Source organism: Oceanithermus profundus DSM 14977, from assembly GCF_000183745.1.
Lineage (GTDB): Bacteria > Deinococcota > Deinococci > Deinococcales > Marinithermaceae > Oceanithermus > Oceanithermus profundus.
Map to the genome: position 1 here is coordinate 1581871 of NC_014761.1, position 24462 is coordinate 1606332.

Below are 24462 nucleotides of genomic sequence, written 5' to 3' on the forward strand. Positions count from 1 at the left end.
GGCATGCGCCGCCTTGCCGCCGTGCTGCTGCCCGCGCTGCTGGCCGCCTGCTCGAGCGGCCTGCCGGAAGCGCCCCGGGACCTGACGCTCAACTTCGACGGGCGCGGGACCCTGAACCTGCCGGTCCCCGACGGAACGATCTGGCGGATCCAGGGTCCGGAGGGGCTGCGCGTGGAGCCCGCCCAGGGCATCGGCCCCGCCGTGCTGGCCCTGGAGGCCCCGCTCGAGCGCGCCCCCAACCTCCCCGCCGAGCGTTTCACGCTCGAGTGGCGGGGGGACCTGCAGGGAACGCTCACCGTCCGCTGGCCGCTGGTGCGCGTGGAGGGCCGCGTCGTCGAACCCCCCGCGGCGCGCGCGGGTCTGGACCTGCCCGCCCGCCCGCTTCCGGAGCCCGCCCCCGCCCCCGCCCCCACCCGCGTGCTCGTGCGCTACCGCGACGCCGGAGCCGCCCCTCTGGGGGCGAAGTCCGCGGGAACGCCGACGCTGCGGGTCCTGGAGACGGCCGACGCGGCGGCGCTGCTCGCGCGGCTGCAAAGCGACCCCAACGTGGTCTGGGCCGAGCCCGACGGCACGGTCCGGGCCCTGGGCGAGCCGAGCGACGAGTACTACCCGCTCGAGTGGCACCTGCGCCGCACCGGGGCGCGCTGGGCCTATCTGGACGGCTACCCCCGCAGCGTCACCGTCGCCGTCATCGACACCGGCGTGCGCTACGACCACCCCGACCTCACCGACCGCCTCTGGGGCCCGGCGGACGGGGCCTACGACTTCGTCGAAGGCGACCCCGACCCCACCGATCCCGGCGACAACCGCAACCCCCAAGCCGGCAGCCACGGAACCCACGTGACCGGGATCATCGCCGCCCGCACGGGCGTGAACCCGCTGCCTCCCGCGTGCTACGACCCGAACGGCGACCCCATCTGTTCGGAAACCGGGCTCGCGGGCCTGGCCTGGCCGGCGGACGTCAAGGTTCTGCCCTTGCGCGTGCTCGACGAAACGGGCAACGGCAGCTTCAGCGCCGTGGCCGCCGCCATCCGCTACGCCGCCGGGCTGCCCGTGGAATGGGAGGGGCAGACGCTCAGCAATCCCCACCCGGCCCAGGTCATCAACCTGTCGCTGGGGGCCACGCTGTTCTCCAACGCCATGTGCGAGGCCGTCGCCGACGCCCGCGCCGCGGGGGCGCTCGTCGTGGCCGCCGCGGGGAACAGCGGCGGAACGGCCTACTTCTACCCGGCGAGCTGCCCGGGCGCCCTCTCCGTGGCCGCGGTGGACAACGCCGCGGGCGAACCCAGACCCACCTGGTACAGCCAGCACAACGACCGCGTCGCCCTCAGCGCCCCGGGCGGCGACGTCCAGCAGGACGCCGACGGGGACGGTTACCCCGACGGCGTGCTCTCGACGACCTGGAACTTCCAGACGCAGCGGCCGAACTACGCCTTCTACATGGGCACCTCGCAGGCGAGCCCCCAGGTGGCGGCGGCGCTGGCGCTGCTGCTCGCGCAGGACCCCGGCCGCAGCACCGAGGCGGCCCTCGAACGGCTCACCGCCACGGCCACCGACCTGGGCCCGCCCGGCCGCGACGCGTACTACGGCTACGGCTTCCTCAACCTTCCGCAGGCCCTGGCGCTGGAGCTGCCCCCGGGCCCTTACCGCGTGCGCTTCCGGGGCCCCTTCGAGCGCTGGGTCACCCCCGACGCCGACGGCAACTTCGCCGTCTACCTGCCCAGCGCCCCCTACGCGGTCGTCGCCTGCCGCGACGACACCGCCAACGGCTTTTGCGACCGGGGCGAGCCGCGAACCGAGGCCTCCGTCCAGGTCGCCCCCGAGCCCCTTTTCCGCATGCCCGCCTTAACCCTGCCTTAACGCACGTTAACCTGCGCGTTACCCCCCAAAGGGTAAAGTAAAGCCATGTACAGGAAAGTCGGTACCGCCCTGCTCTTTCTGCTGTTCGTCCTGGCGGGATGTCGCATCAACACCCCGCCCGAGATCGTTTCGTTCACCGCCGCGCCGACGACGGGGTACGCCCCGCTGTCGGTGCAGTTCACCGTCTCGGCCCTCGACCCGGACGGGGACACGCTCAGCTGCACCCTGAACTTCGGGGACGGGACGACCCCGGCCCAGTTCGCCTGCGGCAGCCTGTTGACGGTGCTGCACAGCTACGACGTGGGCAGCTTCACCGCGACGCTCACGGTCAGCGACGGGCGCGGCGGCACCGCCAGCGCCGGCACCCAGATCACGGCCAGCGCCCCCACGCCCCCTGCGGACGCCTGCCCCGCCCCGGGGAGCCTGAGCCTGGCGCTCCAGGCTCCGGCCGGGGACGCGGCGCCCTCGGGCATGGGGCGGTTCGACGGGGTGGCCTACGTCCCCGGCGAGCTGCTGGTGCTGCGCCCCGACGGCGTGACGCTGCAAAGCGCGGAGGTGGCGGCGCTGGAGGCCGAGCTGGGGCTCGAGCGCCTGTCCGCCCCCGGCCTGGACGGCTGGATCCGCTACCGCACCGAAGCCGGCGGCGAGGCCGAAGCGGCCCGGCGCATCCTCGCGAGCGGTCTGGGTGTCTACGTTCAGCCCAACTACCGCTACGGCCCCCTCTACACCCCGAACGACACCCTCTTCGCGACCTACCAGCAAGACCAGTTCGGCCTCATGCAGATCACCCAGGGCTGGGACCTGCTCCTCTCCGGCGGCTGCCGCCCGGTGGTGGGCGTGATCGACTCGGGCGTGGCCAACGACCACCCCGACCTCGCCGCCCACGTGATCTTCGGCTACGACTTCTCGGACGGCGACGACGACCCCTACCCGGCGGCGGGCGACGACCACGGCACTTTCGTGGCCAGCATCGTGGCCGCCGAGACCAACAACGCCCAGGGCATGGCGGGCAGCACGAACAACCTGGCCTACGTCATGCCGCTCAAGGTCTTCCCCAACGGCACGAGCGCCACGATCGCCGACGCCGTCGATTGGGCGCGCCAGCGGGGCGCGCACGTGCTCAACCTCAGCCTCTGCCTGCTCGACAGCAGCGGCACCGCCTGCGCCGACATGACCGCGAGCCCCGACGCCACCATCGAAGCCGCCCTGCAAGCGGCCTACAACCAGGGCGTCGTCAGCCTGGCGGCCTCGGGCAACTTCAACGACAGCTTCGTGGGCTATCCGGCGAGCTCGCAGTACACGATCGCGGTGGGGGCGACGGACAACGGCGACCCCAACACCAGCACGCCGCCCGCGCGCGCCAGCTTCTCGAACTACGGCAGCGACCTGGACGTGGTCGCGCCCGGGGTGAACGTCATCGGCGCGGGCATCCCCACGATCAACGACGCCGAACCCTACCTGCAAGGCGACGGCACCTCGTTCGCCACGCCCTACGCCGCGGGCGTCGCCGCGCTCTACATCAGCCAGTACTACGCCAAGAACGCCGGTCTGCCCACGCCCGGCCAGGTGACCACCTGCCTGCGCTCGGCCGCGCAGGACCTCGACCCTGCGGGCGTCGACGTCGAAACGGGAGCCGGGCTGGTGCGGGCCGACCGGGTGCTGGACACGGTCACGAACGCCTACGGCTGCTACTAGCGCGGTTGGCAAACGCCCCCGGCCCGGCTAGGATGAGCGTAGCGCCCGCCGGGCCGGGATGGCGGAATCGGTAGACGCAACGGACTTAAAATCCGTTGGGGGTTTCCCCCGTGCGGGTTCGAGTCCCGCTCCCGGCACCAGACCCCCGCCACGCGCGGGGGTCGTTCCTTGCGGCGGAGGAGGCCGCCTGTTCAGACCTCCGCAGGGCCTGTAGACTAGAGCTTGTGCAGGAGCGCATCCGCAACTTCTCCATCATCGCCCACGTGGACCACGGCAAGTCCACGCTGGCCGACCGCATCTTGCAGAAGACGCGCGCCGTCAGCGAGCGGCAGATGCGCGAGCAGTTCCTCGACTCGCTCGACCTCGAGCGCGAGCGCGGCATCACCATCAAGGCCGCGGCGGTGCGGCTCGGTTACCAGGCGAAAGACGGGGAAGAATACATTCTCAACCTGATCGACACCCCCGGCCACGTGGACTTCCACTACGAGGTCAGCCGCGCCCTGGCCGCGGTGGAGGGCGTGCTGCTGGTGGTGGACGCCACCCAGGGCGTCGAGGCGCAGACGGTGGCCAACTTCTTCCTGGCGCTCGAGCACGACCACGTCATCATCCCGGTGATCAACAAGATCGACCTCCCCTCGGCCCGCCCCGAGGAGGTGGCGCTGGAGATCGAAGAGACCTTCGACATCCCCGCCGAGGAGTGCATCTTCGCCAGCGGCAAGACCGGCGAGGGGGTGGACGAGGTGCTCGAGGCCGTCGTCCGGCGCATCCCCCCGCCGCAAGGCGACCCCGACGCGCCGCTGAAGGCGCTGATCTTCGACTCCATCTTCGACGCCTACCAGGGCGTGGTGCCCTACGTGCGCGTCTTCGAAGGCACCGTCAAGCCCGGGGACGTCATCCGCATCTGGTCCACCGGCAAGACCTTCGAGGTCGACCGCACCGGCGTCTTCCGCCCGGGGGCGCTCGAGCGCACCGAAAAACTGGGCCCCGGCGAGGTGGGCTGGCTCACCGCCGGCATTCGCGAGATCGGCGACGCCCAGGTCGGCGACACCGTCACCCTCGACGCCAACCCCACCGACGCCCCCTACCCCGGCTTCAAGCCCGCCAAACCGGTCGTCTTCGCCGGCCTCTACCCGGTGGACACCCAGGAGTACAACAAGCTGCGCGACGCGCTGGAGAAGCTAAAGCTCAACGACGCCGCGCTCGACTTCGAGCCCGAGACCTCCGAGGCGCTGGGCTTCGGCTTCCGCGTGGGCTTTCTGGGCCTGCTGCACGCCGAGATCGTGCAGGAGCGGCTCGAGCGCGAGTTCGACCTCAACCTCATCGCCACCGCCCCCAGCGTGATCTACAAGGTGACCCTGAAAAGCGGCGAGGAGATCGAGGTCCACAACCCCTCCGACCTGCCCGACCCCACCCTGATCGAGGAGATCCGCGAGCCCTACGTGCGCCTCTCGGTCTACACCCCCGAGGACTACGTGGGCCCGATCATGCAGCTTTTGCAGGAAAAGCGCGGTCAGATGGTCACCATGAACTACCTGGGCAAGCGGGTCGAGCTCGTCTACGAGGTGCCCTTCGGCGAGATCCTCTACGACTTCCACGACCGCCTCAAGTCGCTCAGCCGCGGCTACGCCAGCATGGACTACGAGCAGATCGGCTACAAGCCGGGCGACCTGGTCAAGGTGAACATCCTGGTCAACGGCGAGCCGGTGGACGCGCTGGCCTTCATCGCCCACCGAGACAAGGCCCAGACGATCGGCCGAGCCATCGTGGAAAAGCTGAAGGACGTGATCCCGCGCCAGCAGTTCGCGGTGCCCATCCAGGCCGCCATCGGCGGCAAGATCATCGCCCGCAGCACCGTGCGCGCGCTGCGCAAGGACGTGCTGGCCAAGTGCTACGGCGGCGACATCACCCGCAAGAAGAAGCTTTTGGAAAAGCAAAAAGAGGGCAAGCGCCGCATGAAGGCGATCGGCAAGGTCGAGGTGCCCCAGGAGGCCTTCCTGGCCGTGCTCTCGGCGGGCAAGGAAGAAGCCTAGCGCCCCGCGCCGTAGACGCGCGTGTCCCGGAAGAAGGCCGCCCAGGCGAACCAGAGGGTGTTGTCGTGGGTCAGGGGCGTGAGCCTGCGGCCCGCCAGGGGCCCGGCGTGCGCCCGCCCCAGCAGGTCCCAGCGGCTCCTCGTTTGCAGGTCCACGAAACCCCCGCCGTCCCAGACGAAGGCGAGCTCGCGGCCCGCGATCCGCCGGTCGAAGACGCCCGCCGCCCCCACGTCGCGGCCGCGGGCGACGCGCGCGCGGTCGAGCGCGCTGGCGGCGCCGGGGCTCCAGAAGACGACCAGCGGAACCCCGCCAACGGCGTCGTTGACCACCCGCGCCGCGCGCAGCAGGCCGTAGGGATAGGCCACGGCCTCGTTCCCGAGCCGCACGGCCACCACCCGCTCCATCGCGGGGAGGCGCGCGTCGGGCTCGCCGCGAAAGAGGAAGGGCCGCCCCTCGGGGGCGTCGTAGGCGAAGTAGGGGTTCTCGCCGTAGTTTCGCTCGTAGCCGGTCGCGCGCGAAAGCACCCGGCCCTCTGGATGGGCGCGCGCGAAGGCCTCGAAGGCCAGCAGCTGCACCGGCAGGGGCTCGAGCCGCACCCCCGCCAGCGTCCCCACCACCCCCCGGCCCAGGATCTGGGACCAGAGGGTGGCCGTGGCGTCGTCGAACATCAGCAGGTTCGACTTGTAGAGCAGGCCGCTGGTGCCCAGGGTGACCTCGAGCGTCCAGCCCGCGCCCGACCGCACGAGCGCGGCTTCGGGGTTGCGCGCCCGCACCCGCTCCGCCTGCGCGTCCGAAAGGCGCAGGCGCCGGTCGAAGCCCAGGCCGCTGTTGCACAGCGGACAGTAGGTCACGGCCACCGGCCGGCCCGCCACCACGTCGTTGACGATCTCGTGCCAGATCATGATCTGCAGCGGGTAGGCGCGGGCCTCGCCCGCGAGCTCGAGCACCAGCACCGGCTCCCGCGCGTCCAGCCAGCCGCGGGCCGCTTCGACGCTTTCGAAGCGCGGCGGCGGACTCGGCTCCACCGCGCCGTTGTGGCTGCCGCCGAACCCCAGCGCGGGAATGCCCTGGGGCGGCGGGCCGCCCGCCTCGATCGCCCGCAACGAGACGAGCGGTCCCTCCCGGGGGATCTCGAGCAGCTGCCAGGCGCCCTGCGCCAGCGCCGATCCCAGCAGCGCCCACGCCAACCACCCCATTCGTTTCATGCCCCTACGCTAGACGCCGGCGCGGGGGTCGGGCGTCGTCTAGCCGACACGGGGCGCGCGTGTTAGCCTGCGGCTGAACGCCAAGGAGGTTCACATGAGCGAGAAACACGTGGTCACCATGGGGCAGCAGTTCGGCCGCCGCTCCTGGGCCGAGCCCTGGAAGATCAAGATGGTCGAGCCCATCAAGACGATGAGCCCCGAGGAGCGCCAGCGCGCCATCGAGGAGGCGGGGTACAACACCTTCCTCCTACGCTCCGAGGACGTCTACATCGACCTGCTCACCGACTCGGGCACCAGCGCCATGTCCGACCGCCAGTGGGCGGCGCTGATGCTGGGCGACGAGGCCTACGCCGGCAGCCGCAACTTCTACGACCTGGAAGAGGCCATCCGCACCTACTACGGCTACAAGTACATCGTGCCCACGCACCAGGGCCGCGGCGCCGAGCACCTGATCAGCCAGGTGGCCATCGAACCCGGGCAGTACGTCCCCGGCAACATGTACTTCACCACCACCAAGCTGCACCAGGAGCTGGCCGGCGGCAAGTTCGTGGACGTGATCATCGACGAGGCCCATGACCCGGCCAGCCTGCACCCCTTCAAGGGCAACATCGACCTCGCCAAGCTGGAAGACCTGATCCAGCGCGTCGGGCCCGAGAAGATCGCCTACGTCAGCGTGGCCGGCACGGTTAACATGGCCGGCGGCCAGCCGATCAGCATGGAGAACATCAAGGCGGTGCGGGCGCTGACCGACAAGTACGGCATCCGGGTCTACCTCGACGCCACGCGGATGATGGAGAACGCCTACTTCATCCAGGAACGCGAGCCGGGGTACGAAGACAAGAGCGTCGCCGAGATCCTGAAGGAGTTCTGCAGCTACACCGACGGCGCCTGGATGAGCGCCAAGAAGGACAACCTGGTCAACATCGGCGGCTGGCTGGCGCTCAACCACGAAGACCACTTCGAGGCCGCCCGCAACCTGGTGGTGGTCTACGAGGGGCTGCACACCTACGGCGGGATGGCCGGGCGCGACATGGCGGCGCTGGCCATCGGCATCCAGGAGGCGGTGCAGGACGACTACGTGCGTGCCCGCGTGGGCCAGGTGCGCTACCTGGGCGAGCTGCTCACCGACTGGGGCATCCCCATCGTCCAACCCATCGGCGGCCACGCCATCTTCCTCGACGCCCGCAAGATCTACGAGCACATCCCCCAGGACCAGTTCCCCGCCCAGGCGCTCGCCGCCCACATCTACGCCGACTCGGGGGTGCGCGGAATGGAGCGCGGCGTGGTGAGCGCCGGCCGCAACCCCGAGACCGGCGAGCACAACTACCCCAAGCTCGAGCTCGTGCGCCTCACCATCCCCCGCCGCGTCTACACCCAGGCGCACATGGACGTGGTGGCCGAGTCGGTGAAGGCCGTCTTCGACCGCCGGCACGAGGCGAAAGGCCTCAGGATGGTCTACGAGCCCAAGTACCTGCGCTTCTTCCAGGCGCGCTTCGAGCCCGTGGCCTGACGGCCGCCCGGAACCCAAACGTCCCGCCCCCCAAGGAGGCGGGACGTTTGTCACCTCGCTTCCCTTCGCCTGCTCCAGGCCGTGATACCCTTGCGCCATGGAAACGCAGACCGCAGTGGGACTCACCGTGACCGAAGCGGCCGCGGCCAAGCTGGCCGAGGTGCTCCAGCAGCTCGAGAAACCCCGGGCCGCGGTCCGGGTCTACGCCCAGGGCCACGGCCACCACGTGCAGTACGGCATGAGCGTCGACGAACACGCGCTGGACGGCGACGTCGTGCTCCAGGCCGGCACGGTGACGATCCGCGTCGACCCCGTCAGCTGGACCCAGCTGGAGGGCGCGACGATCGACTGGACCGCAGGCGAACAGGGCGAAGGCTTCGTCATCCAGCCGGCCCGCGCCCACGAGGGCTGCGGCTGCGGCGGGGGCTGCGGTTGCGGCCACTGAATCCGCAAGCGCCGGCGAAGGGCGGCCTCCGGGCCGCCCTTCCGGTTAGAATGGCCCCTTGATGACCGGCGTCAAGGCCCCCCTCCAACGAGCCGTCGCCCAGGCCCTCGAGCGCATGGGCGTGAGCGAACCCCCCGAGATCGACGTACAGGAAACCCCCGCGGACAAACCCGGCGACTACGGCACCCCGGTCGCCTTCCAGCTGGCGCGGGTCCTGCGCAAGGCGCCGCCGCGGATCGCCGCCGAGCTGGCCGAGCGGATCGAACCGCCCGAGGGCGTCGCGCGTGTGGAGGTCGTGGGCGGCTACGTCAACTTCTTCCTCGACCCCGCCTGGCTCGCCCGCGCCGCCGCCCGGCCGGTGGAGCCCGCGCCCAAGCAGGGCGGCAAGGTGCTGGTGGAGCACACCTCGGTCAACCCCAACAAGGAGCTGCACGTGGGGCACCTGCGCAACGTCGCCCTGGGCGACGCCATCGCCCGCATCCTCGACTTCGCCGGGCGCCGGGTCGAAGTGCTCAACTACATCGACGACACCGGACGCCAGTCGGCCGAGAGCCTGTTCGCGCTCGAGCACTACGGCCTCACCTACGACGGGGCCAAGAAGTACGACCACTGGGTCGGCGAGGCCTACGTGCGCCTGCACCGTGAAATGGAGGACGAAGAAGCCAAAGCGCGGCTGGAGCCGGCCATTCGCGCGGTGCTGCACCGGCTCGAGGCCGGCGAGCTGCGCGGCGAGATCGAGAAGCTGCTCACCGCCCAGCTCGAGACGATGTGGGACCTGAACGCCGAGTACGACGTCCTCGTCTGGGAGTCCGACCTCGTGCGCGAGGGGCTGTTGCAGCGGGCGCTGGCGCTCTTGGAGCAAACCCCCTACGTGAGCCGCCCGACCGAGGGCAAGTACGCCGGCGCGCTGGTGATGGACACCTCGGCCTTCATCGAGGGGATGGAAGACCCCTATTTGGTGCTGCTCCGCTCGGACGGCACCGCGACCTACACGGCCAAGGACATCGCCTTTCAGTTCTGGAAGATGGGCCTTCTCGAGGGGCTGCGCTTCCGGCCCTTCACCCGCCAGCCCTCGGGGCGCGAGCTTTACACCAGCCACCCCGAAGGCGAGCCCATGCCCTTCGGCAACGCCCAGGAGACGATCAACGTCATCGACGTGCGCCAGAGCTACCCGCAGCAGGTGCTCAAGGCGGCGCTCGAGGCCGCCGGCCGCCACGACCTAGCCGAGGGGGCCTACCACCTGGCCTACGAGACCGTGCTGCTCGAGGGCCGGCCGCTCTCGGGCCGCAAAGGGCACACCGTCAGCGTGGACGAGGTGCTCGAAGAGGCGGTCCGCCGCGCCCGCGCGGTGATCGCCGAGAAGAACCCCGGCCTGGAGAACGCGGACGCGGTGGCGCGGATGGTGGGCATCGGCGCGGTCCGTTTCGCGATGGTCAAGACCGAGCCGAAGAAGCAGATCGACTTCCGCTGGGACCAGGCGCTCAGCTTCGAGGGCGACGCCGCCCCCTACCTGCAGTACGCCCACGCCCGCGCCGCCTCGATTTTGCGTAAGGCCGAGGCCGAAGGCCTGGCCGACGCACCCGACTTCGACCGGGCCACGCCCTACGAGGTGGAGCTGGCCAAGGTGCTGCTGCGCTTCGAGGAGTCGGTGCAGAAATCGGCCCAGCTCAAGACGCCGCACGTGCTGGCCCAGTACCTGCTCGACCTGGCCGCCGCCTGGAACGCCTACTACAACGCCAAGGAAGACGGCCGGCCGGCCACCCCGGTGCTCACCGCTCCCGAGGGGCTGCGCGGCCTCAGGCTGGCGCTGGTGCGCCGGTTGAAGCAGACGGTGGCCACCGGCCTCGGTCTGCTCGGCATCGGCGCCCCCGAAGCCATGTAATCTTACGCGAGTTTAAGACCCGGGCCGTATACTTTAAGGCGAATGCGACCCCGCGACCTGCGCCCCTCCCTCGCCACGGCCCTCTGGCTGATCGCCGTGCTCGCCCTGCCCGCCTGGGCCGAGGTCTCGGGCGCGGCCGAGGCCGCCCGCGTCCGGGTGATCCAGGAGGCCATGCCCGCCGTGGTCAAGATCCAGGGCACCCCCACCTACGCCGGCGGCGAGGACGCCGTCTGGGGCTCGGGGTTCTTTTACTCGAGCGGCCGGGTCGTCACCAACTTTCACGTCGTGGACGGCCTCAAGAACCTGACGGTCACCCTTTACGACGGCCGCAGCTACCCCGCCGACGTCTTCGCCGTGGACCGCGGCATCGACCTGGCCATCCTCGAGGTGCACGGAGCCACGGCCCCGGCCACCCTCACCTTCGCCCGCGAAACCAAGGTGCTCGCCGGGCAGACCGCGATCGTGCTCGGCTCCCCCTTCGGCAAGCGCAACCTCGTCTCCGTCGGCGTCATCTCCGGCAGCGGCCCCTTCGACTACGTGGGGCAGTTAGGCGAGGGGGACGTGGGCATCGAGATTCCCGAGATCTTCTACACCGACGCCCGCGTCGAACCCGGCAACTCGGGCGGCCCCCTGCTCGACGGTCAGGGCCGGGTCATCGGGGTGATCGACGCGGTGCTGGGCGGCGCCAGCGGCATTGGCGGGCTGGGCATCGCCGTGCCCGCCTACCTGGTGGTGCAGAGCATCTACGACCTCGAGCAGTTCGGGGTGCCCCAGCGCGGCTGGCTGGGCGCGGCGCTCGTCGACCTGACCGAGCTGGATCCGCTCACCCTGCGCCTGGCGGGCCTGGAAAGCACCCAGGGGGCGATGGTCGACCGGGTGCAACCGGGCTCGCCCGCCGAGGCCGCGGGGCTGCAAGGTGCGCGGCGCGACCGCTACGGCAAACTCGTCGAGCTGGGCGACGTCATCGTCGCCGTGGGCGGCAAGGCCGTCAAGAACCGCTTCGACGTGATCCGCGAGATCGCCCGCCGCCGCCCGGGCGAGAAGGTGGAGCTCACCCTTTGGAGAAACGGCCAGAAGATCACCGTGACCGTGCAACTCACCGCACGACGCTGACACCCGGGAGACGACGTGTACATCGCCATCGAAGGACCCATTGGGGTCGGTAAGACCACGCTCACCCGCCACCTCGCCCAGGCCCTGGAGGGCGAGGCGCTTTTCGAGGTCGTCGAGGAAAACCCCTTTTTGCCGCTCTTCTACGAGGACCCGGAGCACTACGCCTTCAAGGTCCAGGTCTTCTTTCTGCTCTCGCGCTACAAGCAGCTCGAACACCTGGCGCAGCCGCGCCTCTTCGAGCGCGCGGTGGTCGCCGACTACCTCTTCGACAAGGACTTCATCTTCGCCTCCCTCAACCTCGAGGGGCACGAATGGGAGCTCTACCAGGAGCTCTACCAGAGCCTTTCGCCGCGCATCCCCACCCCCGACCTGACGATCTACCTGCGGGCGCCGCTGGAGGTGCTGCTGGAGCGCATCCGCCGCCGCGGCCGCAGCTTCGAGCGCGGCATCGACCCGGGCTACCTCGAGCGCCTCACCGAGGCCTACGACCGCCACTTCGCCCGCTACCGGGGCCGCCTCTGGGTCTTCGACAACACCGACGTCAACTACGCCGACGATCCCGCCGCCGCCCACTGGGTCACCCGCCAGGTGCTGGCCCGGGCCAGCGTAGACTGAGGGCGGGCATGTACATCGCCATCGCCGGAAACATCGGATCGGGCAAGTCCACGCTCACCAGGCTGCTGGCGGCGCGCTACCGGCTGCACCCGGTCTACGAGGCCGTGGAGGAGAACCCCTACCTCGCCGACTTCTACCTCGACATGGGGCGTTGGGCCTTCCACTCGCAGGTCTTCTTCCTGGCCAAGCGGCTCGACCAGCACCTGAGCGAGATCAACCCCCGCCGGCGGGTGGTGCAGGACCGCACCGTCTTCGAGGACGCCCACGTCTTCGCGCGCAACCTGCGGCAGCAGGGGCACTTCTCGGACCGCGACTGGGCCACCTACACCGCGCTCTTCCAGGGGGTGGCGCGGGCGCTCCGGCAGCCCGACCTGCTCATCTACATCCACGCCGGCGTAACGACGCTCAAGGCGCGCATCGCCAAGCGGGGACGCGACTACGAGCGCGCGATTCCCGAAGAATACCTGGCGGCGCTGAACCAGCTCTACGAGGAGTGGGTGGGCGGCCTCAAGGACGTGCCGGTCCTCACGCTGCCCGGCGACGAGCTGGACTTCGTGGAGAACCCCGAGGACCGCCGCTGGATCTACCAGCAGCTCGAGGTGCGCGGCCTCCAGCCCTTCGAGCTCTTCGAGTGAACCCATGACCCTTCGCGAACTCTTCGCCCCCTTCGGCCTCGCGGCTCCCGACGTGGAGGTGCGGGGGGTGACCCACGACTCGCGGCGGGTAGAGCCCGGCTTCGTCTACGTGGCCTTGCCGGGCCGGCGCTTCGACGGGCACGCCTTCGTCGCGGACGCCGTGGCCCGGGGCGCCGTGGCCGTGGCGGGCGCGCGGGCGCTGAGCCCCGGGGTGCCCTACCTGCGCCTGCCCGAGACCGAGCTGCGGCCGGCGTTGGCGCGGCTGGCGGCGGAGTTCCACGGCCGCCCCTCCGAAAAGCTCTGGGTCGCGGGGGTCACGGGCACCGACGGCAAGACGACGACCACCTTCCTGCTGCACCACCTGCTGGCCTCTAGCGGCCGGCGAACCGGGATGATCGGCACCGTCGGCTACGACGCCGGCGCGGGGCTCGCCTTCCCCGAAGGCCACTTCACCACCCCCGAGGCGCCGGAGGTGCAGGGGCTCTTGGCGCGGATGGTCGAAGGCGGCCTGACCCACGCGGTGCTCGAGGCCAGCTCCCACGCCCTGGCCCAGCACCGGCTCGACGCCGTGGACTTCGACCTGGCCGTCTGGACCCACCTCAGCCCCGAACACCTCGACTTCCACGGCGACATGGAGGGCTACTTCCGCGCCAAGGCCCTGCTGGTCGAGCGGGCGCGGCTCGCGGTGCTCAACACCGCCTGCCCCTACGCCATGCGGCTGGTGCACCGGCCGCACCTGAGCTACGGCCCGGGGGGCGAATTCGAGCTGCTCGAGGTGCACGAGGAGGCCGCCGGGCTCGCCTTCGCCTTTGCGAGTCCCGAGGGCCGCTTCGAAACCCGGCTGCCAATGCTGGGGCGCTACAACGCCGAAAACGCCCTCGCGGCCCTGGCCGCCGCCTACACCGCGGGCGTGAGCCCGGAGCGCGCCGCGGCGGAGCTGCCGCGGTTCGCGGGGGTGCCGGGGCGGATGCAGATCGTGCGGACCGAACCCTTCCGGGTCGTGGTGGACTTCGCCCACACCCCGAAGGGCCTGGCCGCCACGCTCTCCGCGCTCCGGCCGACCACCGAGGGGCGGCTCGTCGTCGTCGTCGGCTCCGCCGGCGAGCGCGACCCCGGCAAACGCGCGCCGCTGGGCCGCACCGCGGTGGAGTTGGCTGACCTGGCCGTCTTCACCGAGGAGGACAGCCGCAGCGAACCGGTGGAGGAAATCCTGGCCGAGCTGGCCCGGGGGGCGGAGGAAGCCAGCGGGCGCGAAGGAAAAGACTACCTGCTCGAGCCCGACCGCGGCCGCGCCATCGCCCTGGCCTTCGAGCTCGCCCGCCCGGACGACACCGTCGTCCTGGCCGGCAAGGGGCACGAACGCACGCTGGAGCGCGAGAACGAGACCCTCCCCTGGAACGAGGCCGCCCTGGCGCGGAAATTACTTGGGCTGGAATAGAGGGGTGTGGGGTGTAGTTGGTAGGAAGTAGGCCGGCCATGCACCGGCGACCGACTTTTGACCGTTGTATCACCAACAACCCCCGCCCCGGCCCTTCCCGAGGGGAGAAAGCAAATATCATCCATCGTTGACGCTTTTGAAAAACTGGTCACGGCTTGGTGACACGGTCTGGATCCCAGGTCGCGCGGCTTCGCCGCTTGCCTGGGATGACGAGGTGGCAGTTAAGCTGCAAGTGGATTTTGTTCAGCCATTTTTCGTCATTCCAGCCAAGCAGGCCAGAGGCCTGCGCGAGCTGGACCTGCCCCCGCGAAAGCGGGGGATCCAGAGCCTAAAGCATGGTGAGCGCTTTGACACTCTGGCCGACCGGTGCTGCAAGCACCATACTATTGGCAAGGGTAAGCGTCCAAACGGAGAGGATGCAGTTCCGAACGGTCAACAAGCGAACAGGCCAAAGGCAGACTTAGCTTAGAAGCATAAGCGGCACGCGAAAAGTGCTTTTGAGTTGTAAAGTGTAAGCTGACTTTTTATGCGTAACTTGCTCGCCAGCACTCGCTTCGCTCGCTTGGCTCGCAAGCCGCTGACGCCGTTGTTGGGTTGCCGATTAGCTTTGGCGGAGTGAAGCGTACATTTTTGAAAAAAGACCAGCGATGGGTCCAGCTGAGATTAACCTTTCGGATGAGCAAATAACAAATGGTCTCCAACTTGCGTTAGAACAAGCAAGAAAGGCGAAGCGTCTAAAACGTATTCGGTAGATGCTGTTATCATGGATGTAATCCGGATTGGCATTGCGCAGGCCTACAACCTGGTGATACCAAGAAATGATCCAACTGCACATGCTGAAATCGAGGTAATACGCAAAGCAGGAAAGTATTCGCGAAAACACGAACACCAAAGCGTGCTTTATGTAACTGTAGAGCCGTGCCTCATGTGCATGGGGACAATAATAGCGGCGGATATTACAGCGATCGTATGGGGAGTGAATGACAGGTATGGTGGTGCAGCAAGATTTGTGCTGGAAAGATATGAAAAGGAAAACATGAAAAAAGTGCTGGCAATTCCCGAACCGCGAGTGGAGAATACAAAGGAAATAGGAGAGATGATGAAATAGTGGGAACGCAGACGAAGATATACGGAAGAGAACTGGGTTTGACGAATTGGCATTTACGGCAGACATACGGGAACGAAATCATATAAATACTGCTTGAATTGGAAGATGGCAACCCAACCCTGTGTGCAGCGGACAGCGGCTTACGCCGCTCCCAGAATCGGCGCAATTTTGCCAACGCTGGTGCTACAATGTCAGTGTGGGTTGTGCAAACCCGCCACTGCCGCCTACGCTCACGTTAGCCCGCTTGTTCATCCCGTACAGCTGTGTGGTAAGAAAGACAAACAAATACAGCCTTTTGGAAGGGAAGGAATCGTCAACTTGATACAGTATGACCCCGACTGCTTCATTTGCCGCAAACATCGAAAAGAAATACATATTCCCGGCGGGGCAATCTACGAAGATGACCTGGTTTACATAGGACATGCTCAAATCCGCGAAGGGCAAGCCACAGCTTATCTGGGTTATCTTATGGTTGAACCAAAGCGGCATGTTCCAGGAGTGGCAGAATTAACAGATGTAGAAGCCCAGGCGATAGGTTTGATGGTGGCACGCCTAAGCAAAGTGCTCAAAGCCAGCGAAAAAGCAGAGCATGTTTATGTATTTGTGCTGGGAGATTTTGTACACCATCTTCACGTTCATGTAGTACCGCGTTATCCTGGTGCGCCACGTGAATATTGGGGTATCCACGTGGACGAGTGGCCAGGCGCACCTCGTGGTGGCGCAGAAGAGATAGACGCATTATGTATGCGTCTGCGCGAGAAACTGAAAAATGAGTAATCTCTTTGAGATGGCAGTATGATGAACCTTAAAGGCAGAGCGGGCTAACCCCGCGTAAAGCTGACACGCCTTCGGCTCAGGGTATGCGGCGCGTTTTTCGTGTACATTTTTTCGTGTAAAATCGGGTTGCGTTTGCAAACACGGCGGTCAGCTTACGCCCTCGTTAGCCTGCCAGATAAGAGGTATGTAGATTGAGCCAAAGGAGAAAACATGCAATTTAGGTACGATTTTACGCGTTTGCTGGTGACGAATTTTCGGGAGTGCTTCCTCTTCTATCGAGATGTGATGGGGTTCACGCCGACATTTGGGACAGAGAATGACACTTACGCCGATTTTTCTACGGGAACAGTCAATATTGCTTTGTTTGACAAAAGGGAAATGGCGGCAACAGTCGGAGCGGAAAAACTGCCGGAGAGAGTGGAAAGTAAGGATAGTGTGTGTCTGATATTTGGTGTAGCGAGCGTGGACGAAACCAGTGAGTATTTGCGTTTGAAGGGCGTGAGAATGGTTGTAGAACCAACAGATCATCCGGACTGGGGTATTCGCACAGCGCATTTCCGCGATCCGGACGGGAATTTGATAGAAATCAATCAACCGATAGAGCAAGTGTGAGATGGGTGGCCCTGGCACTCGTCTGAAGCGACCGCGCTATGAAATGCCGGATATATTCGTGATGCGCTGGTTGAGCGCAGGCTGATGGAAGCTTATCGTAGCCGCCCGCCGTACCAGCAGAATGATTATATTGGATGGATAACCAGAGCGAAGCGGACGGAGACGAGAGAAAAGCGATTTGCGCAGATGCTGGAAGAGTTAGAGCAGGGTGATAAGTATATGAAGATGGCTTGTCGCCCTAAGCGATATGGTTGAAGGGGTATGTGTTTTGTGTGAGCAGTTGACAGACAAACCCTGCATTCACCCGACCCGCTTACGGCGGTGGTAAGCGGCGCGATTTGGGCCAATTTGGGGGCTTTTCAAAGTCTGTCGGGCTGGGGAATCCGGCGGGCGTGAGGGGTAAGACTATCTGCTCGAGCCCGATCGCGCGCGCGCCATCGCCCTGGCCTTCGAGCTCGCCCGCCCGGGCGACACCGTCGTCCTGGCCGGCAAGGGGCACGAACGCACATTGGAACGAGCCAGCGAAACCCTACCCTGGGACGAAGTCGCCCTGGCGCGGAAATTACTTGGGCTGGAATAGAGGGGTGTGGGGTGTAGTTGGTAGGAAGTAGGCCGGCCATGCACCGGCGACCGACTTTTGGCCGTTGTATCACCAACAACCCCCACCCCGGCCCTCCCCAAGGGGAGGGAGGTTCGTTTTCGCGGCGACTAAATCGTGGAGTTCGGGCGCGGCACGGGCCCCGGATCAGGTCCGGGGCAGGCCCGGCTCGCGCGGCCGCAATGGACGCTTGGCCGGGGACGCGAACCACTTTTTCTTTTCCGCAACCAAAGCCGTATCCCCGGACGACCGAGGCTTGAAGCCGAGGGAGATCCGGGGTCAATGCTGAGCGGTAAGCCGAAATTAGGTTGATACCAACGAGTCGCCATCTATTCGCCAGAATGCTGACGCAACCTCAATCGCGGGTCGGTGACCCGGTCTGGATCCCAGGTCGCGCGGCTTCGCCGCTTGCCTGGGATGACGAGTTGGCAGTTGGGCTACAAGTGGATTTTATTCAGCCATTTTTTCGTCATTCCAGCCAAGCAGGTCGTAGACCTGCGCGAGCTGGACCTGCCCCCGCGAAAGCGGGGGGATCCAAAGCTTAAAGCATGGTGAACGCTACGGTTTGTTTGATGGCCGACTTTAAAGCCTCCCCCTTGGGGGAGATGGCGGCGTAGCCGCCAGAGGGGGGTTGTTTGCTGGAATGCCGGATGTGGGGTGTGGGCCGGCCATGCACCAGCGACCAGCTTTTGGCCCAAGCATCACCAACAACCCCCACCCCAACCCTCCCCCAGGGGAGGGAGCATTGCTTTTCGGTGACCGAATCGTGGGGTTCAGGCGCGGCATGGACCCCCGGATCAGGTCCGGGGCAGGCCCGGCTCGAGCGGGTCAACGGCCCGCTTGTCCGGAACGACGGGGGCGTCTTTTCTGCCCTCTCTTTTTCTTCGTCACCCCGGACGAGCGGAGCGAGATCCGGGGCTTGTCCTGAACTTGATTCAGGGTCTCGCGGGTGCTAGACAAACTCCGTCACCCTGGACGTGCAAGGCGGGACCGGGCCTGCCCCTGCGAAAGCAGGGGTCCATGCCGGACGCAAAGCCGAACTTCGGACGCCGTTGGTTGGCCCGCCACAAGCCGGGCAGGAACCCGGGTCCGCCCCCTACGGCGCTTGCGCACCGCGTGCTGCGCACCAGCCTCCGCCGGGGCCGCCAGACCGGCCCGGTACCGGGGATCACGTTCCCGGTGCGAACCTCCCGGGCTAAACTAAGGCATGGAGCGTTTCCCGACCAGCCTGCTCGAACGCATCGAGGCGTCGATCTACCTGGCCGCGGGCTACATCCTCTCGCTCGCCGCCGCGGCGCTCCTGGGCTTCGCGGTCTGGGAGGCGATCGGGCTGTTCTCCAGTCAAAACCTGGCCGGGGCCATCGTGCGGCTCTTGGACCGGGTGCTGCTGGCGTTGATGATCGCCGAGATCATCTACACCGTCGCCCGTTTCTCACGCGAAGGCCACCTCGAGGCCGAGCCCTTCCTGGTCGTGGGCGTGATCGCCGCGGTGCGGCGGATGCTGGTGATCACCGCCGAGAGCACCGTGGAAATGAGCCTCGACAGCGCCCACTTCCTCGCGGTTCTGGCCGAGCTGGGGCTGCTGTCGCTGGCCATCGTCTGCTTCGCCTTCGCCATCTTCCTAATTCGGCGGCGGTAGACTGGGGTCGTGCCGCGCCTGCGCCCCAACCTGATCCCTCCCCTCGAGCACGGGGAGCGGGTCATCTACTGGCTCGTCGCGGTTTCGCTGATGATCGGGGCGCTGGTCTACCTCGGCTACACGCTGGTCTACGTCTTCGGGCTCTACGCCCAGGCCAGCTACACCGACGGCACGCTGGCGCTGCTCAACGGCTCGCTGCTCACGCTGATGCTCGCCCAGGTCGTCTACACCACCCTCACCTTCCTCGAGACCGGGGTCCTGCAGATCGAACCGGTGCTGATCGTGGGCATCATCGCCTCGGTGCGGCGCATCCTGGTGATCACCGCGACGCTCAGCACCTCCTCCCCCGCCCCCGCGCCGCTCGCCTTCCAGGAGACGATGGTGGAGCTGGGGCTGCTGGGGGCGATCACCCTCGTGCTCGCGGTCGCCATCTTCCTGATCCGCGGACGCCGTTCGAAGGAGCAACCATGCAAAGAGACCGCCTCGTAACCTGGCTCGACGACTTCCTGAAGATCCACGACTACCCCGACCTCGCCCTCAACGGCCTGCAGGTGGAGGGCAAGGAAACCATCGAACGCATCGGCGTGGCCGTGGACGCCGCCCAGGCCACCTTCGACGACGCGGTGGCCGCGGGGGTGGACCTGTTGATCGTGCACCACGGCCTCTTCTGGGGCCAGCCGCTGGCGATCCGGGGGCACGTGAAGAAACGCATCCAGACGCTGCTCGACGCCGGCATCGGCCTCTACGCCGCGCACCTGCCCCTCGACGCCCACCCCGAGGTGGGCAACAACGCCGTCCTCGCCCGCGAGCTGGGCATGGTGGACCTGGAGCCCTTCGGCAGCTACAAGGGCGTCAAGATCGGGTTCAAGGGCCGCTTCCCCGCCGGCACCACGCTGCACGACGTGGCCGACCGCCTGGGCCAGCTCACCGGCATGCAGAGCCTGGTGCACCAGGGCGGCGGCGACCTGATCTCCCGCGGGGGCATCGTTTCGGGCGCCGCCGCCTGGACGCTGGTCGAAGCCGACGAGGAAGGGCTCGACGTCTTCATCACCGGCGAACCCAAGCACGAGGTCTTCCACGAAGCCTTCGAACGCCGCATCAACGTGGTCTACGCCGGCCACTACGACACCGAGACCTTCGGGGTGAAGGCGCTGGCCGCCCGGATCGAGGCCGAGTTCGGCCTGCCGTGGACCTTCTTCGACCGCCCCACGGGGTTGTGACCATGGCGGAACCGCTGCGCTTCATCAGCTTCGAAGGCCCCGAGGGTTCGGGCAAGAGCACCCAGGCCGCGCGGCTGGCCGCCCGCTTGCGGGCGCGGGGGGTGTCCACGGTGCTGACCCACGAACCCGGGGGGACGGAGCTGGGGCGGGAGGTGCGTCGCTGGTTGCTGCACCAGGGCGCGGCCATGAGCCCGGAGGCCGAGTTCCTGCTCTACTCCGCCGACCGCGCGGAGCACGTGCGCACGGTGCTCGAGCCCGCCCTGGCCGCGGGATCGTTCGTGATCTGCGACCGCTTCGTGGACTCGTCCTACGCCTACCAGGGCTACGGCCGCGGCCTCGACCTCGCCTGGCTGCGGTCGGTGAGCGACGGCATCCTGCGCGGCGTCCGCCCCAGCCTCACCTTCCTGCTGGACCTGCCGCCCGAACGGGGGCTGGCGCGGCTGGCCGGGCGCGACCGGCTCGAAGGCGAGTCGCTCACCTTTCACCGGCGGGTGCGCGAGGGGTACCGGAGCCTGGCCCAAAGCGAACCCGAACGCTTCGTGGTCCTCGACGCGGAGCTGCCCGAAGACGAACTGGAAGCCCGCATCGCCCGGGAGGTGATCTCACGATGGCCAAGTTTAAGTGGCTTTTGATCGGCGCGGTCGTGGCGCTGGGAACCTACGGCTACTTCGCCGCCACCCAGCTGCGGCTCGAATCCGCCCCGCCGCCGCTGCAACTGCGCCAGCGGGTGCTCTACGTGACCACCCCGACGCAGACCTACGAACTCGTCGTGGAGGTGGCCGAGACCCCCGAACAGCAGATGCGGGGGCTGATGTACCGCACCGAGCTGGCCGAAGACCACGGCATGGTCTTCCTCTTCCCCAGGGCGACCGACGTGGGTTTTTGGATGAAGAACACCAAGATTCCGCTCTCCATCGCCTTCTTCGACCAGAACGGACGCATCGTGCGCATCCTCGACATGGACCCCTGCACCCTTCCGCCCGAGGAATCGGACCGCTGTCCGGTCTACGCGCCCGGCCTCGCCTATGTGGGGGCGCTGGAGGTGAACCAGGGCTGGTTCGCCGCCCGCGGCGTCAAGGAGGGGGACTCGATCAGCTTCGGGCCCTGGAAATGAAGCGCGGGGGCGGCCGTGCCGCCCCCGTTGACCCTCCGCCGTCCGCTCAGTCCGCGGCGGCGCTTTTCGCAGCCTTCTCGGAACCGCCTTCGGACTTCTTCTTCCCGGCCTGCGAGCCGGAGCTGCGGGAATCCTTCACGTACCAGCCGGAACCCTTGAAGATCACGCCCACCGGCTGGATCACACGCTTTACCGGCTCGCCCGTCTCCGGGTGATGGGTCAGCGGGTCGTCGTGGATGCTCTGCTCCACTTCGAAGTACTCGCCGCTTTCCAGTCCTTTGTACACGTAAGTCGGCATCGTTCCTCCGCTGGGCATTTTGACACTCATGGCGCTCAAGTGTCAAGACCGCGGCGGGCGTTAGACTAATCCGCATGAAGCCGGAGCTGCGCAAGCAACTGCTGCAGCGGCGCGCCCGCCTGGACACGGAGCGGATCGGCGAGGCCGCGGTCGCGGCGCTGGCGGGCTTCCTGCGCCGGCGGGGGGCCGGCCGGGTGATGCTCTACCTGCCGTTTCGAGGGGAGCTCTCGCCCCTGGGCCTGCTGCGGCTCCACCCCGAGGCCCGCTACTTCCTGCCGCGCACGACCGCCGAGGGCCTGAGCGTGCACCCCTTCGACGCCCCGCGCGAACGTCACCGCTACGGTTTCGCGCAGCCCGCCGCGGGTGCGCCCGAGGTCGATCCGGCGACGCTCGACGCCGTCGTCGTCCCCGGCCTCGCCTTCGACCGCGCCGGCGGACGGCTCGGTTACGGGGCCGGCTACTACGACCGCTTCCTGGCCACGCTGCCGCCGCGGGTGTTGCGCATCGGCCTGGTGCCCGAAGCCCTGGTGCTCGAGGCCCTGCCCCGCGACCCCTGGGACGTCCCCGTGGACTTCCTGGCCACCGAACGGGGCGTGCGCCCCGCGCTCCGGGACCACGATCCCGATAAAATGGCTCCATGATCCGGGCGGTGGTCTTCGATCGCGACGGGGTGCTGATGCAGCCGGCCCGCGGCGTGGTGCGGCGGTTCGCCGAGTGGCTGGCGCGCTGCACCCCCGGCGGGCTCGACGCCGACGGCCTGCTCGCGACCCTGGCGCCGCTCTGGGAACGTTACGCCGCCGAGATCCGCAGGCTGAAGGTGCCGCCCGGGGAAGAGCCGCGCTTCTGGCAGGAGATGGCGCGGGAACTGCTGCGGCGGCTCGGGAGCCGCTGCTCGCCCGCCGAGCTGGTGGCCACCTGGCCCTACTACCGCTTCATCGAGCCCACGGTCGGGGCGCGGCCGCTGCTCGAATGGCTCCAGGTGCAGGGGTACACCGTCGCCGTGCTCTCGAACACCACTCCCAGCCTGCGCGAGAGCCTGGCCTACCACGGCCTCGCCGAGTTCGTCGACCGCTTCTTCGCGAGCAACACCCTGGGCCTGCTGAAACCCGACGGGCGGATCTACCGACGCGTGAGCGAGGAGCTTGGGGTTCCTCCGGACGCGATCGCCTACTTCGACGACTACCCCGACAACGTTCGCGTCGCGCGCCGCAGCGGTTGGCACGCCTACCTGGTGCGGCTGGGCGAACCGGGCCCCGAGGTCGTGCACGACCTCGACCTCGTCTACGAGATCCTGGAACGCTAGAGCCGGGCGTGCGCCGGCCGCAGCACCCGGCCCTTGGCCTTCCCCCAGCCCAGTCCGAAGCCTTCCACCGTCACCCAGTACCAGCCGCCAGGGCCCGGGTGCGGCACCGGCTCGCCCAGCGCGAAGGCGAGGGCCCGGGGGTCGTCGGCGCCGAGGGCGAGCTCCGGTCCGGCCGCCCCGGGCGGGAGCGCGTGGGCCAGGTGCGCCGCGGGAACGAAGCGGCCCTTCCTGGCCTGGCCCAGGTAGAGGCCCGGCGCCGGCGTGGCGATCCGGCCCAGGTCGGGCAGGCCATCGGGCAGAAGGTAGAGGTGCCCGCTGCGCTCCCATAGCGCCCCCTCGGGCGGGTCTTTCAGGTGGTCGCGCGCCCAGCTGCGCCACTCGGCCAGTGCCCGGTGGTCGGGCCGCGGCGGGCGAAAGCGCGGAGGCGAACCCGCCGCGCCCTCGCGCCGCACGAGCCGCGCCAGGAAGTGCCCTTCCCCGCGCAGGCGGTGGGGCCAGAGCCGGGCGGCCCGCTCGAGCCGCGGCTCGCCCCCGCCCCAGGCGGGAACGCCCGGGGCGAAGCTGGGGTGGAGGCGGGCGTCCTCGACGTCGAACTCGGGGTGGGTTCTCAGGAAGGCGCCCACGACGCCCTCGTTCTCCTCCGGTGCGAAGGTGCAGGTGGCGTAGACGAGCACCCCGCCCGGCCGCACCAGCGCCGCGGCCGCCTCGAGCAGGCGCGCCTGCACCGCCGCGGCGCGCGCGGGGGCCGCCGGGCCCCAGCGCGCCGCGGCCGCCGGCTCCTTGCGAAACATCCCTTCGCCGCTGCAGGGGGCGTCGAGCAGCACCCGGTCGAAGAACGCCCCCCAGCGCTCGGCCAAACGCGCCACCGGCGCCTGCACCACCGCCTGGGTGCTCCCCCAGCGCTCGAGGTTGTCGAGCAGGCCGCGGATGCGGCCCGAGTCCACCTCGTTGGCCACGAGCAGGCCGCGCCCGGCCATCTTGGCGGCGAGGTGGGTGGTCTTGCCCCCGGGCGCCGCGGCCAAGTCGAGGACCCGCTCGCCGGGCCGGGGGTCCAGCACCTCGCCGACCGCCTGGGCGCTGGGTTCCTGGATGTAGTAGAGGCCGGCGTAGTGGTAGGGGTGGGGTCCGGGGCGGGCCTCCGGGGGGTAGTAGAAGCCCGCGGGGCTCCAGGGAATGGGCTCGAGCGGCCAGGGCGCCCGCGCCCGCAGCTCGGCCGGGGTGAGCTTCAGGGTGTTGACGCGCAAGCCGTGGCTGCGCTCCTCCTCGGTCAGGGCCCGCAGGAAGTCGGGGTATTCGTCCCCCAGCAGCTCGGCCATCTTGTTCAGGAAGGCCCCCGGCAGCTCCGCCATCGCCCCGAAAGTATAC

24 protein-coding genes, 1 tRNA gene and 1 pseudogene are annotated in these 24462 nt (G+C 68.1%); 23 read left to right on the top strand and 3 right to left on the bottom strand.

Annotated elements, in window-relative coordinates:
- Nucleotides 1-3 precede the first annotated feature (3 nt).
- The 4 genes from OCEPR_RS07820 (at nt 4) to lepA (ending at nt 5585) form a co-directional block, all read left to right on the top strand.
- On the top strand, nt 4-1860 hold the full coding sequence (locus OCEPR_RS07820) for a S8 family serine peptidase (protein ID WP_013458172.1): 1857 nt from the start codon (nt 4-6) through the stop codon (nt 1858-1860).
- A 45-nt stretch (nt 1861-1905) separates the two neighbouring features.
- A complete protein-coding gene (locus tag OCEPR_RS07825; RefSeq protein ID WP_013458173.1) occupies nt 1906-3555 on the top strand; it encodes a S8 family serine peptidase in 1650 nt (549 codons plus the stop codon).
- A 52-nt stretch (nt 3556-3607) separates the two neighbouring features.
- Nucleotides 3608-3695, top strand: a tRNA-Leu gene (locus tag OCEPR_RS07830).
- 84 nt (nt 3696-3779) lie between these two features.
- Complete coding sequence (gene lepA, locus OCEPR_RS07835) at nt 3780-5585, top strand: translation elongation factor 4 (protein WP_013458174.1); 1806 nt, start codon at nt 3780-3782, stop codon at nt 5583-5585.
- Here lepA and OCEPR_RS07840 read toward each other — a convergent pair.
- Complete coding sequence (locus OCEPR_RS07840; RefSeq protein WP_013458175.1) at nt 5582-6790, bottom strand: DUF3179 domain-containing protein; 1209 nt, start codon at nt 6788-6790, stop codon at nt 5582-5584. The genes lepA and OCEPR_RS07840 overlap by 4 nt on opposite strands.
- A 94-nt stretch (nt 6791-6884) precedes the next feature.
- On the opposite strand from OCEPR_RS07840, the gene OCEPR_RS07845 reads away from it, so the two are divergent.
- The 17 genes and pseudogenes from OCEPR_RS07845 (at nt 6885) to OCEPR_RS07900 (ending at nt 21496) form a co-directional block, all read left to right on the top strand.
- Nucleotides 6885-8300 carry a tyrosine phenol-lyase gene (locus tag OCEPR_RS07845; RefSeq protein ID WP_013458176.1) on the top strand — a complete coding sequence of 472 codons (1416 nt, stop codon included), beginning with the start codon at nt 6885-6887 and terminating at the stop codon, nt 8298-8300.
- A 97-nt stretch (nt 8301-8397) separates the two neighbouring features.
- Nucleotides 8398-8745, top strand: a complete 348-nt coding sequence (locus OCEPR_RS07850; RefSeq protein WP_013458177.1) for a HesB/IscA family protein — start codon at nt 8398-8400, stop codon at nt 8743-8745.
- Between the two features lie 61 nt (nt 8746-8806).
- Nucleotides 8807-10627 (top strand): arginine--tRNA ligase, encoded by a 1821-nt coding sequence (locus OCEPR_RS07855; RefSeq protein ID WP_013458178.1) that lies wholly within the window; start codon nt 8807-8809, stop codon nt 10625-10627.
- Nucleotides 10628-10669: 42 nt separating this feature from the next.
- Nucleotides 10670-11740, top strand: coding sequence for a S1C family serine protease (locus tag OCEPR_RS07860; RefSeq protein ID WP_013458179.1), 1071 nt, complete (start codon nt 10670-10672; stop codon nt 11738-11740).
- A 15-nt stretch (nt 11741-11755) separates the two neighbouring features.
- Nucleotides 11756-12355 (top strand): deoxynucleoside kinase, encoded by a 600-nt coding sequence (locus tag OCEPR_RS07865; RefSeq protein WP_013458180.1) that lies wholly within the window; start codon nt 11756-11758, stop codon nt 12353-12355.
- An 8-nt stretch (nt 12356-12363) separates the two neighbouring features.
- Entirely contained in the window at nt 12364-12990 is a 627-nt protein-coding gene (locus OCEPR_RS07870; RefSeq protein WP_013458181.1) for a deoxynucleoside kinase, read from the top strand.
- A 4-nt stretch (nt 12991-12994) separates the two neighbouring features.
- Nucleotides 12995-14428 (top strand): UDP-N-acetylmuramoyl-L-alanyl-D-glutamate--2,6-diaminopimelate ligase, encoded by a 1434-nt coding sequence (locus tag OCEPR_RS07875; protein ID WP_013458182.1) that lies wholly within the window; start codon nt 12995-12997, stop codon nt 14426-14428.
- 127 nt (nt 14429-14555) lie between these two features.
- Nucleotides 14556-14897 carry a hypothetical protein gene (locus OCEPR_RS12830; RefSeq protein ID WP_148229282.1) on the top strand — a complete coding sequence of 114 codons (342 nt, stop codon included), beginning with the start codon at nt 14556-14558 and terminating at the stop codon, nt 14895-14897.
- 234 nt (nt 14898-15131) lie between these two features.
- Nucleotides 15132-15536 (top strand): annotated as a pseudogene (locus OCEPR_RS12525) (nucleoside deaminase); the annotation flags it as partial.
- Nucleotides 15537-15629: 93 nt separating this feature from the next.
- Nucleotides 15630-16313 (top strand): HIT family protein, encoded by a 684-nt coding sequence (locus tag OCEPR_RS12530; RefSeq protein ID WP_222829113.1) that lies wholly within the window; start codon nt 15630-15632, stop codon nt 16311-16313.
- A 210-nt stretch (nt 16314-16523) separates the two neighbouring features.
- The gene (locus tag OCEPR_RS12535) at nt 16524-16925 is read left to right on the top strand and encodes a VOC family protein (protein WP_083804290.1); all 402 of its coding nucleotides are present in this window, start codon (nt 16524-16526) and stop codon (nt 16923-16925) included.
- Between the two features lie 84 nt (nt 16926-17009).
- Complete coding sequence (locus tag OCEPR_RS13225; protein WP_148229283.1) at nt 17010-17180, top strand: YdeI/OmpD-associated family protein; 171 nt, start codon at nt 17010-17012, stop codon at nt 17178-17180.
- A 1550-nt stretch (nt 17181-18730) separates the two neighbouring features.
- Nucleotides 18731-19162 (top strand): phosphate-starvation-inducible PsiE family protein, encoded by a 432-nt coding sequence (locus OCEPR_RS07880; RefSeq protein WP_013458184.1) that lies wholly within the window; start codon nt 18731-18733, stop codon nt 19160-19162.
- A 9-nt stretch (nt 19163-19171) separates the two neighbouring features.
- Nucleotides 19172-19651, top strand: a complete 480-nt coding sequence (locus OCEPR_RS07885; protein WP_013458185.1) for a phosphate-starvation-inducible PsiE family protein — start codon at nt 19172-19174, stop codon at nt 19649-19651.
- Nucleotides 19630-20382, top strand: a complete 753-nt coding sequence (locus OCEPR_RS07890; protein WP_013458186.1) for a Nif3-like dinuclear metal center hexameric protein — start codon at nt 19630-19632, stop codon at nt 20380-20382. Before OCEPR_RS07885 ends, OCEPR_RS07890 begins: the two co-directional genes overlap by 22 nt.
- A 2-nt stretch (nt 20383-20384) precedes the next feature.
- Entirely contained in the window at nt 20385-21014 is a 630-nt protein-coding gene (tmk, locus tag OCEPR_RS07895) for a dTMP kinase (protein ID WP_013458187.1), read from the top strand.
- Nucleotides 20990-21496, top strand: a complete 507-nt coding sequence (locus OCEPR_RS07900; RefSeq protein WP_013458188.1) for a DUF192 domain-containing protein — start codon at nt 20990-20992, stop codon at nt 21494-21496. The genes tmk and OCEPR_RS07900 overlap by 25 nt, the downstream gene beginning before the upstream one ends.
- Before the next feature lie 46 nt (nt 21497-21542).
- On the opposite strand, the gene OCEPR_RS07905 is transcribed toward OCEPR_RS07900, so the two are convergent.
- Entirely contained in the window at nt 21543-21794 is a 252-nt protein-coding gene (locus OCEPR_RS07905) for an FmdB family zinc ribbon protein (protein WP_013458189.1), read from the bottom strand.
- A 74-nt stretch (nt 21795-21868) separates the two neighbouring features.
- Here OCEPR_RS07905 and OCEPR_RS07910 point away from each other — a divergent pair, with 74 nt between their 5' ends.
- Together OCEPR_RS07910 and OCEPR_RS07915 are read left to right on the top strand one after the other, a co-directional pair.
- The gene (locus tag OCEPR_RS07910) at nt 21869-22435 is read left to right on the top strand and encodes a 5-formyltetrahydrofolate cyclo-ligase (protein ID WP_013458190.1); all 567 of its coding nucleotides are present in this window, start codon (nt 21869-21871) and stop codon (nt 22433-22435) included.
- Complete coding sequence (locus OCEPR_RS07915) at nt 22432-23097, top strand: HAD-IA family hydrolase (protein WP_013458191.1); 666 nt, start codon at nt 22432-22434, stop codon at nt 23095-23097. The genes OCEPR_RS07910 and OCEPR_RS07915 overlap by 4 nt, the downstream gene beginning before the upstream one ends.
- Here OCEPR_RS07915 and rsmF read toward each other — a convergent pair.
- The gene (rsmF, locus tag OCEPR_RS07920; RefSeq protein WP_013458192.1) at nt 23094-24446 is read right to left on the bottom strand and encodes a 16S rRNA (cytosine(1407)-C(5))-methyltransferase RsmF; all 1353 of its coding nucleotides are present in this window, start codon (nt 24444-24446) and stop codon (nt 23094-23096) included. The two genes, OCEPR_RS07915 and rsmF, sit on opposite strands and share 4 nt — an antisense overlap.
- Between the last annotated feature and the right edge of the window lie 16 nt (nt 24447-24462).

Excerpts from the sequence above, each read along its gene's own strand:
- OCEPR_RS07820 (WP_013458172.1), top strand. The coding sequence starts at position 4 with ATGCGCCGCCTTGCCGCCGTGCTGCTGCCCGCGCTGCTGGCCGCCTGC.
- OCEPR_RS07825 (WP_013458173.1), top strand. The coding sequence starts at position 1,906 with ATGTACAGGAAAGTCGGTACCGCCCTGCTCTTTCTGCTGTTCGTCCTG.
- OCEPR_RS07840 (WP_013458175.1), bottom strand. The coding sequence starts at position 6,790 with ATGAAACGAATGGGGTGGTTGGCGTGGGCGCTGCTGGGATCGGCGCTG.
- OCEPR_RS07845 (WP_013458176.1), top strand. The coding sequence starts at position 6,885 with ATGAGCGAGAAACACGTGGTCACCATGGGGCAGCAGTTCGGCCGCCGC.
- OCEPR_RS07850 (WP_013458177.1), top strand. The coding sequence starts at position 8,398 with ATGGAAACGCAGACCGCAGTGGGACTCACCGTGACCGAAGCGGCCGCG.
- OCEPR_RS07855 (WP_013458178.1), top strand. The coding sequence starts at position 8,807 with ATGACCGGCGTCAAGGCCCCCCTCCAACGAGCCGTCGCCCAGGCCCTC.
- OCEPR_RS07860 (WP_013458179.1), top strand. The coding sequence starts at position 10,670 with ATGCGACCCCGCGACCTGCGCCCCTCCCTCGCCACGGCCCTCTGGCTG.
- OCEPR_RS07870 (WP_013458181.1), top strand. The coding sequence starts at position 12,364 with ATGTACATCGCCATCGCCGGAAACATCGGATCGGGCAAGTCCACGCTC.
- OCEPR_RS07875 (WP_013458182.1), top strand. The coding sequence starts at position 12,995 with ATGACCCTTCGCGAACTCTTCGCCCCCTTCGGCCTCGCGGCTCCCGAC.
- OCEPR_RS12535 (WP_083804290.1), top strand. The coding sequence starts at position 16,524 with ATGCAATTTAGGTACGATTTTACGCGTTTGCTGGTGACGAATTTTCGG.
- OCEPR_RS13225 (WP_148229283.1), top strand. The coding sequence starts at position 17,010 with ATGGAAGCTTATCGTAGCCGCCCGCCGTACCAGCAGAATGATTATATT.
- OCEPR_RS07880 (WP_013458184.1), top strand. The coding sequence starts at position 18,731 with ATGGAGCGTTTCCCGACCAGCCTGCTCGAACGCATCGAGGCGTCGATC.
- OCEPR_RS07890 (WP_013458186.1), top strand. The coding sequence starts at position 19,630 with ATGCAAAGAGACCGCCTCGTAACCTGGCTCGACGACTTCCTGAAGATC.
- tmk (WP_013458187.1), top strand. The coding sequence starts at position 20,385 with ATGGCGGAACCGCTGCGCTTCATCAGCTTCGAAGGCCCCGAGGGTTCG.
- OCEPR_RS07900 (WP_013458188.1), top strand. The coding sequence starts at position 20,990 with ATGGCCAAGTTTAAGTGGCTTTTGATCGGCGCGGTCGTGGCGCTGGGA.
- OCEPR_RS07905 (WP_013458189.1), bottom strand. The coding sequence starts at position 21,794 with ATGCCGACTTACGTGTACAAAGGACTGGAAAGCGGCGAGTACTTCGAA.
- OCEPR_RS07910 (WP_013458190.1), top strand. The coding sequence starts at position 21,869 with ATGAAGCCGGAGCTGCGCAAGCAACTGCTGCAGCGGCGCGCCCGCCTG.
- OCEPR_RS07915 (WP_013458191.1), top strand. The coding sequence starts at position 22,432 with ATGATCCGGGCGGTGGTCTTCGATCGCGACGGGGTGCTGATGCAGCCG.
- rsmF (WP_013458192.1), bottom strand. The coding sequence starts at position 24,446 with ATGGCGGAGCTGCCGGGGGCCTTCCTGAACAAGATGGCCGAGCTGCTG.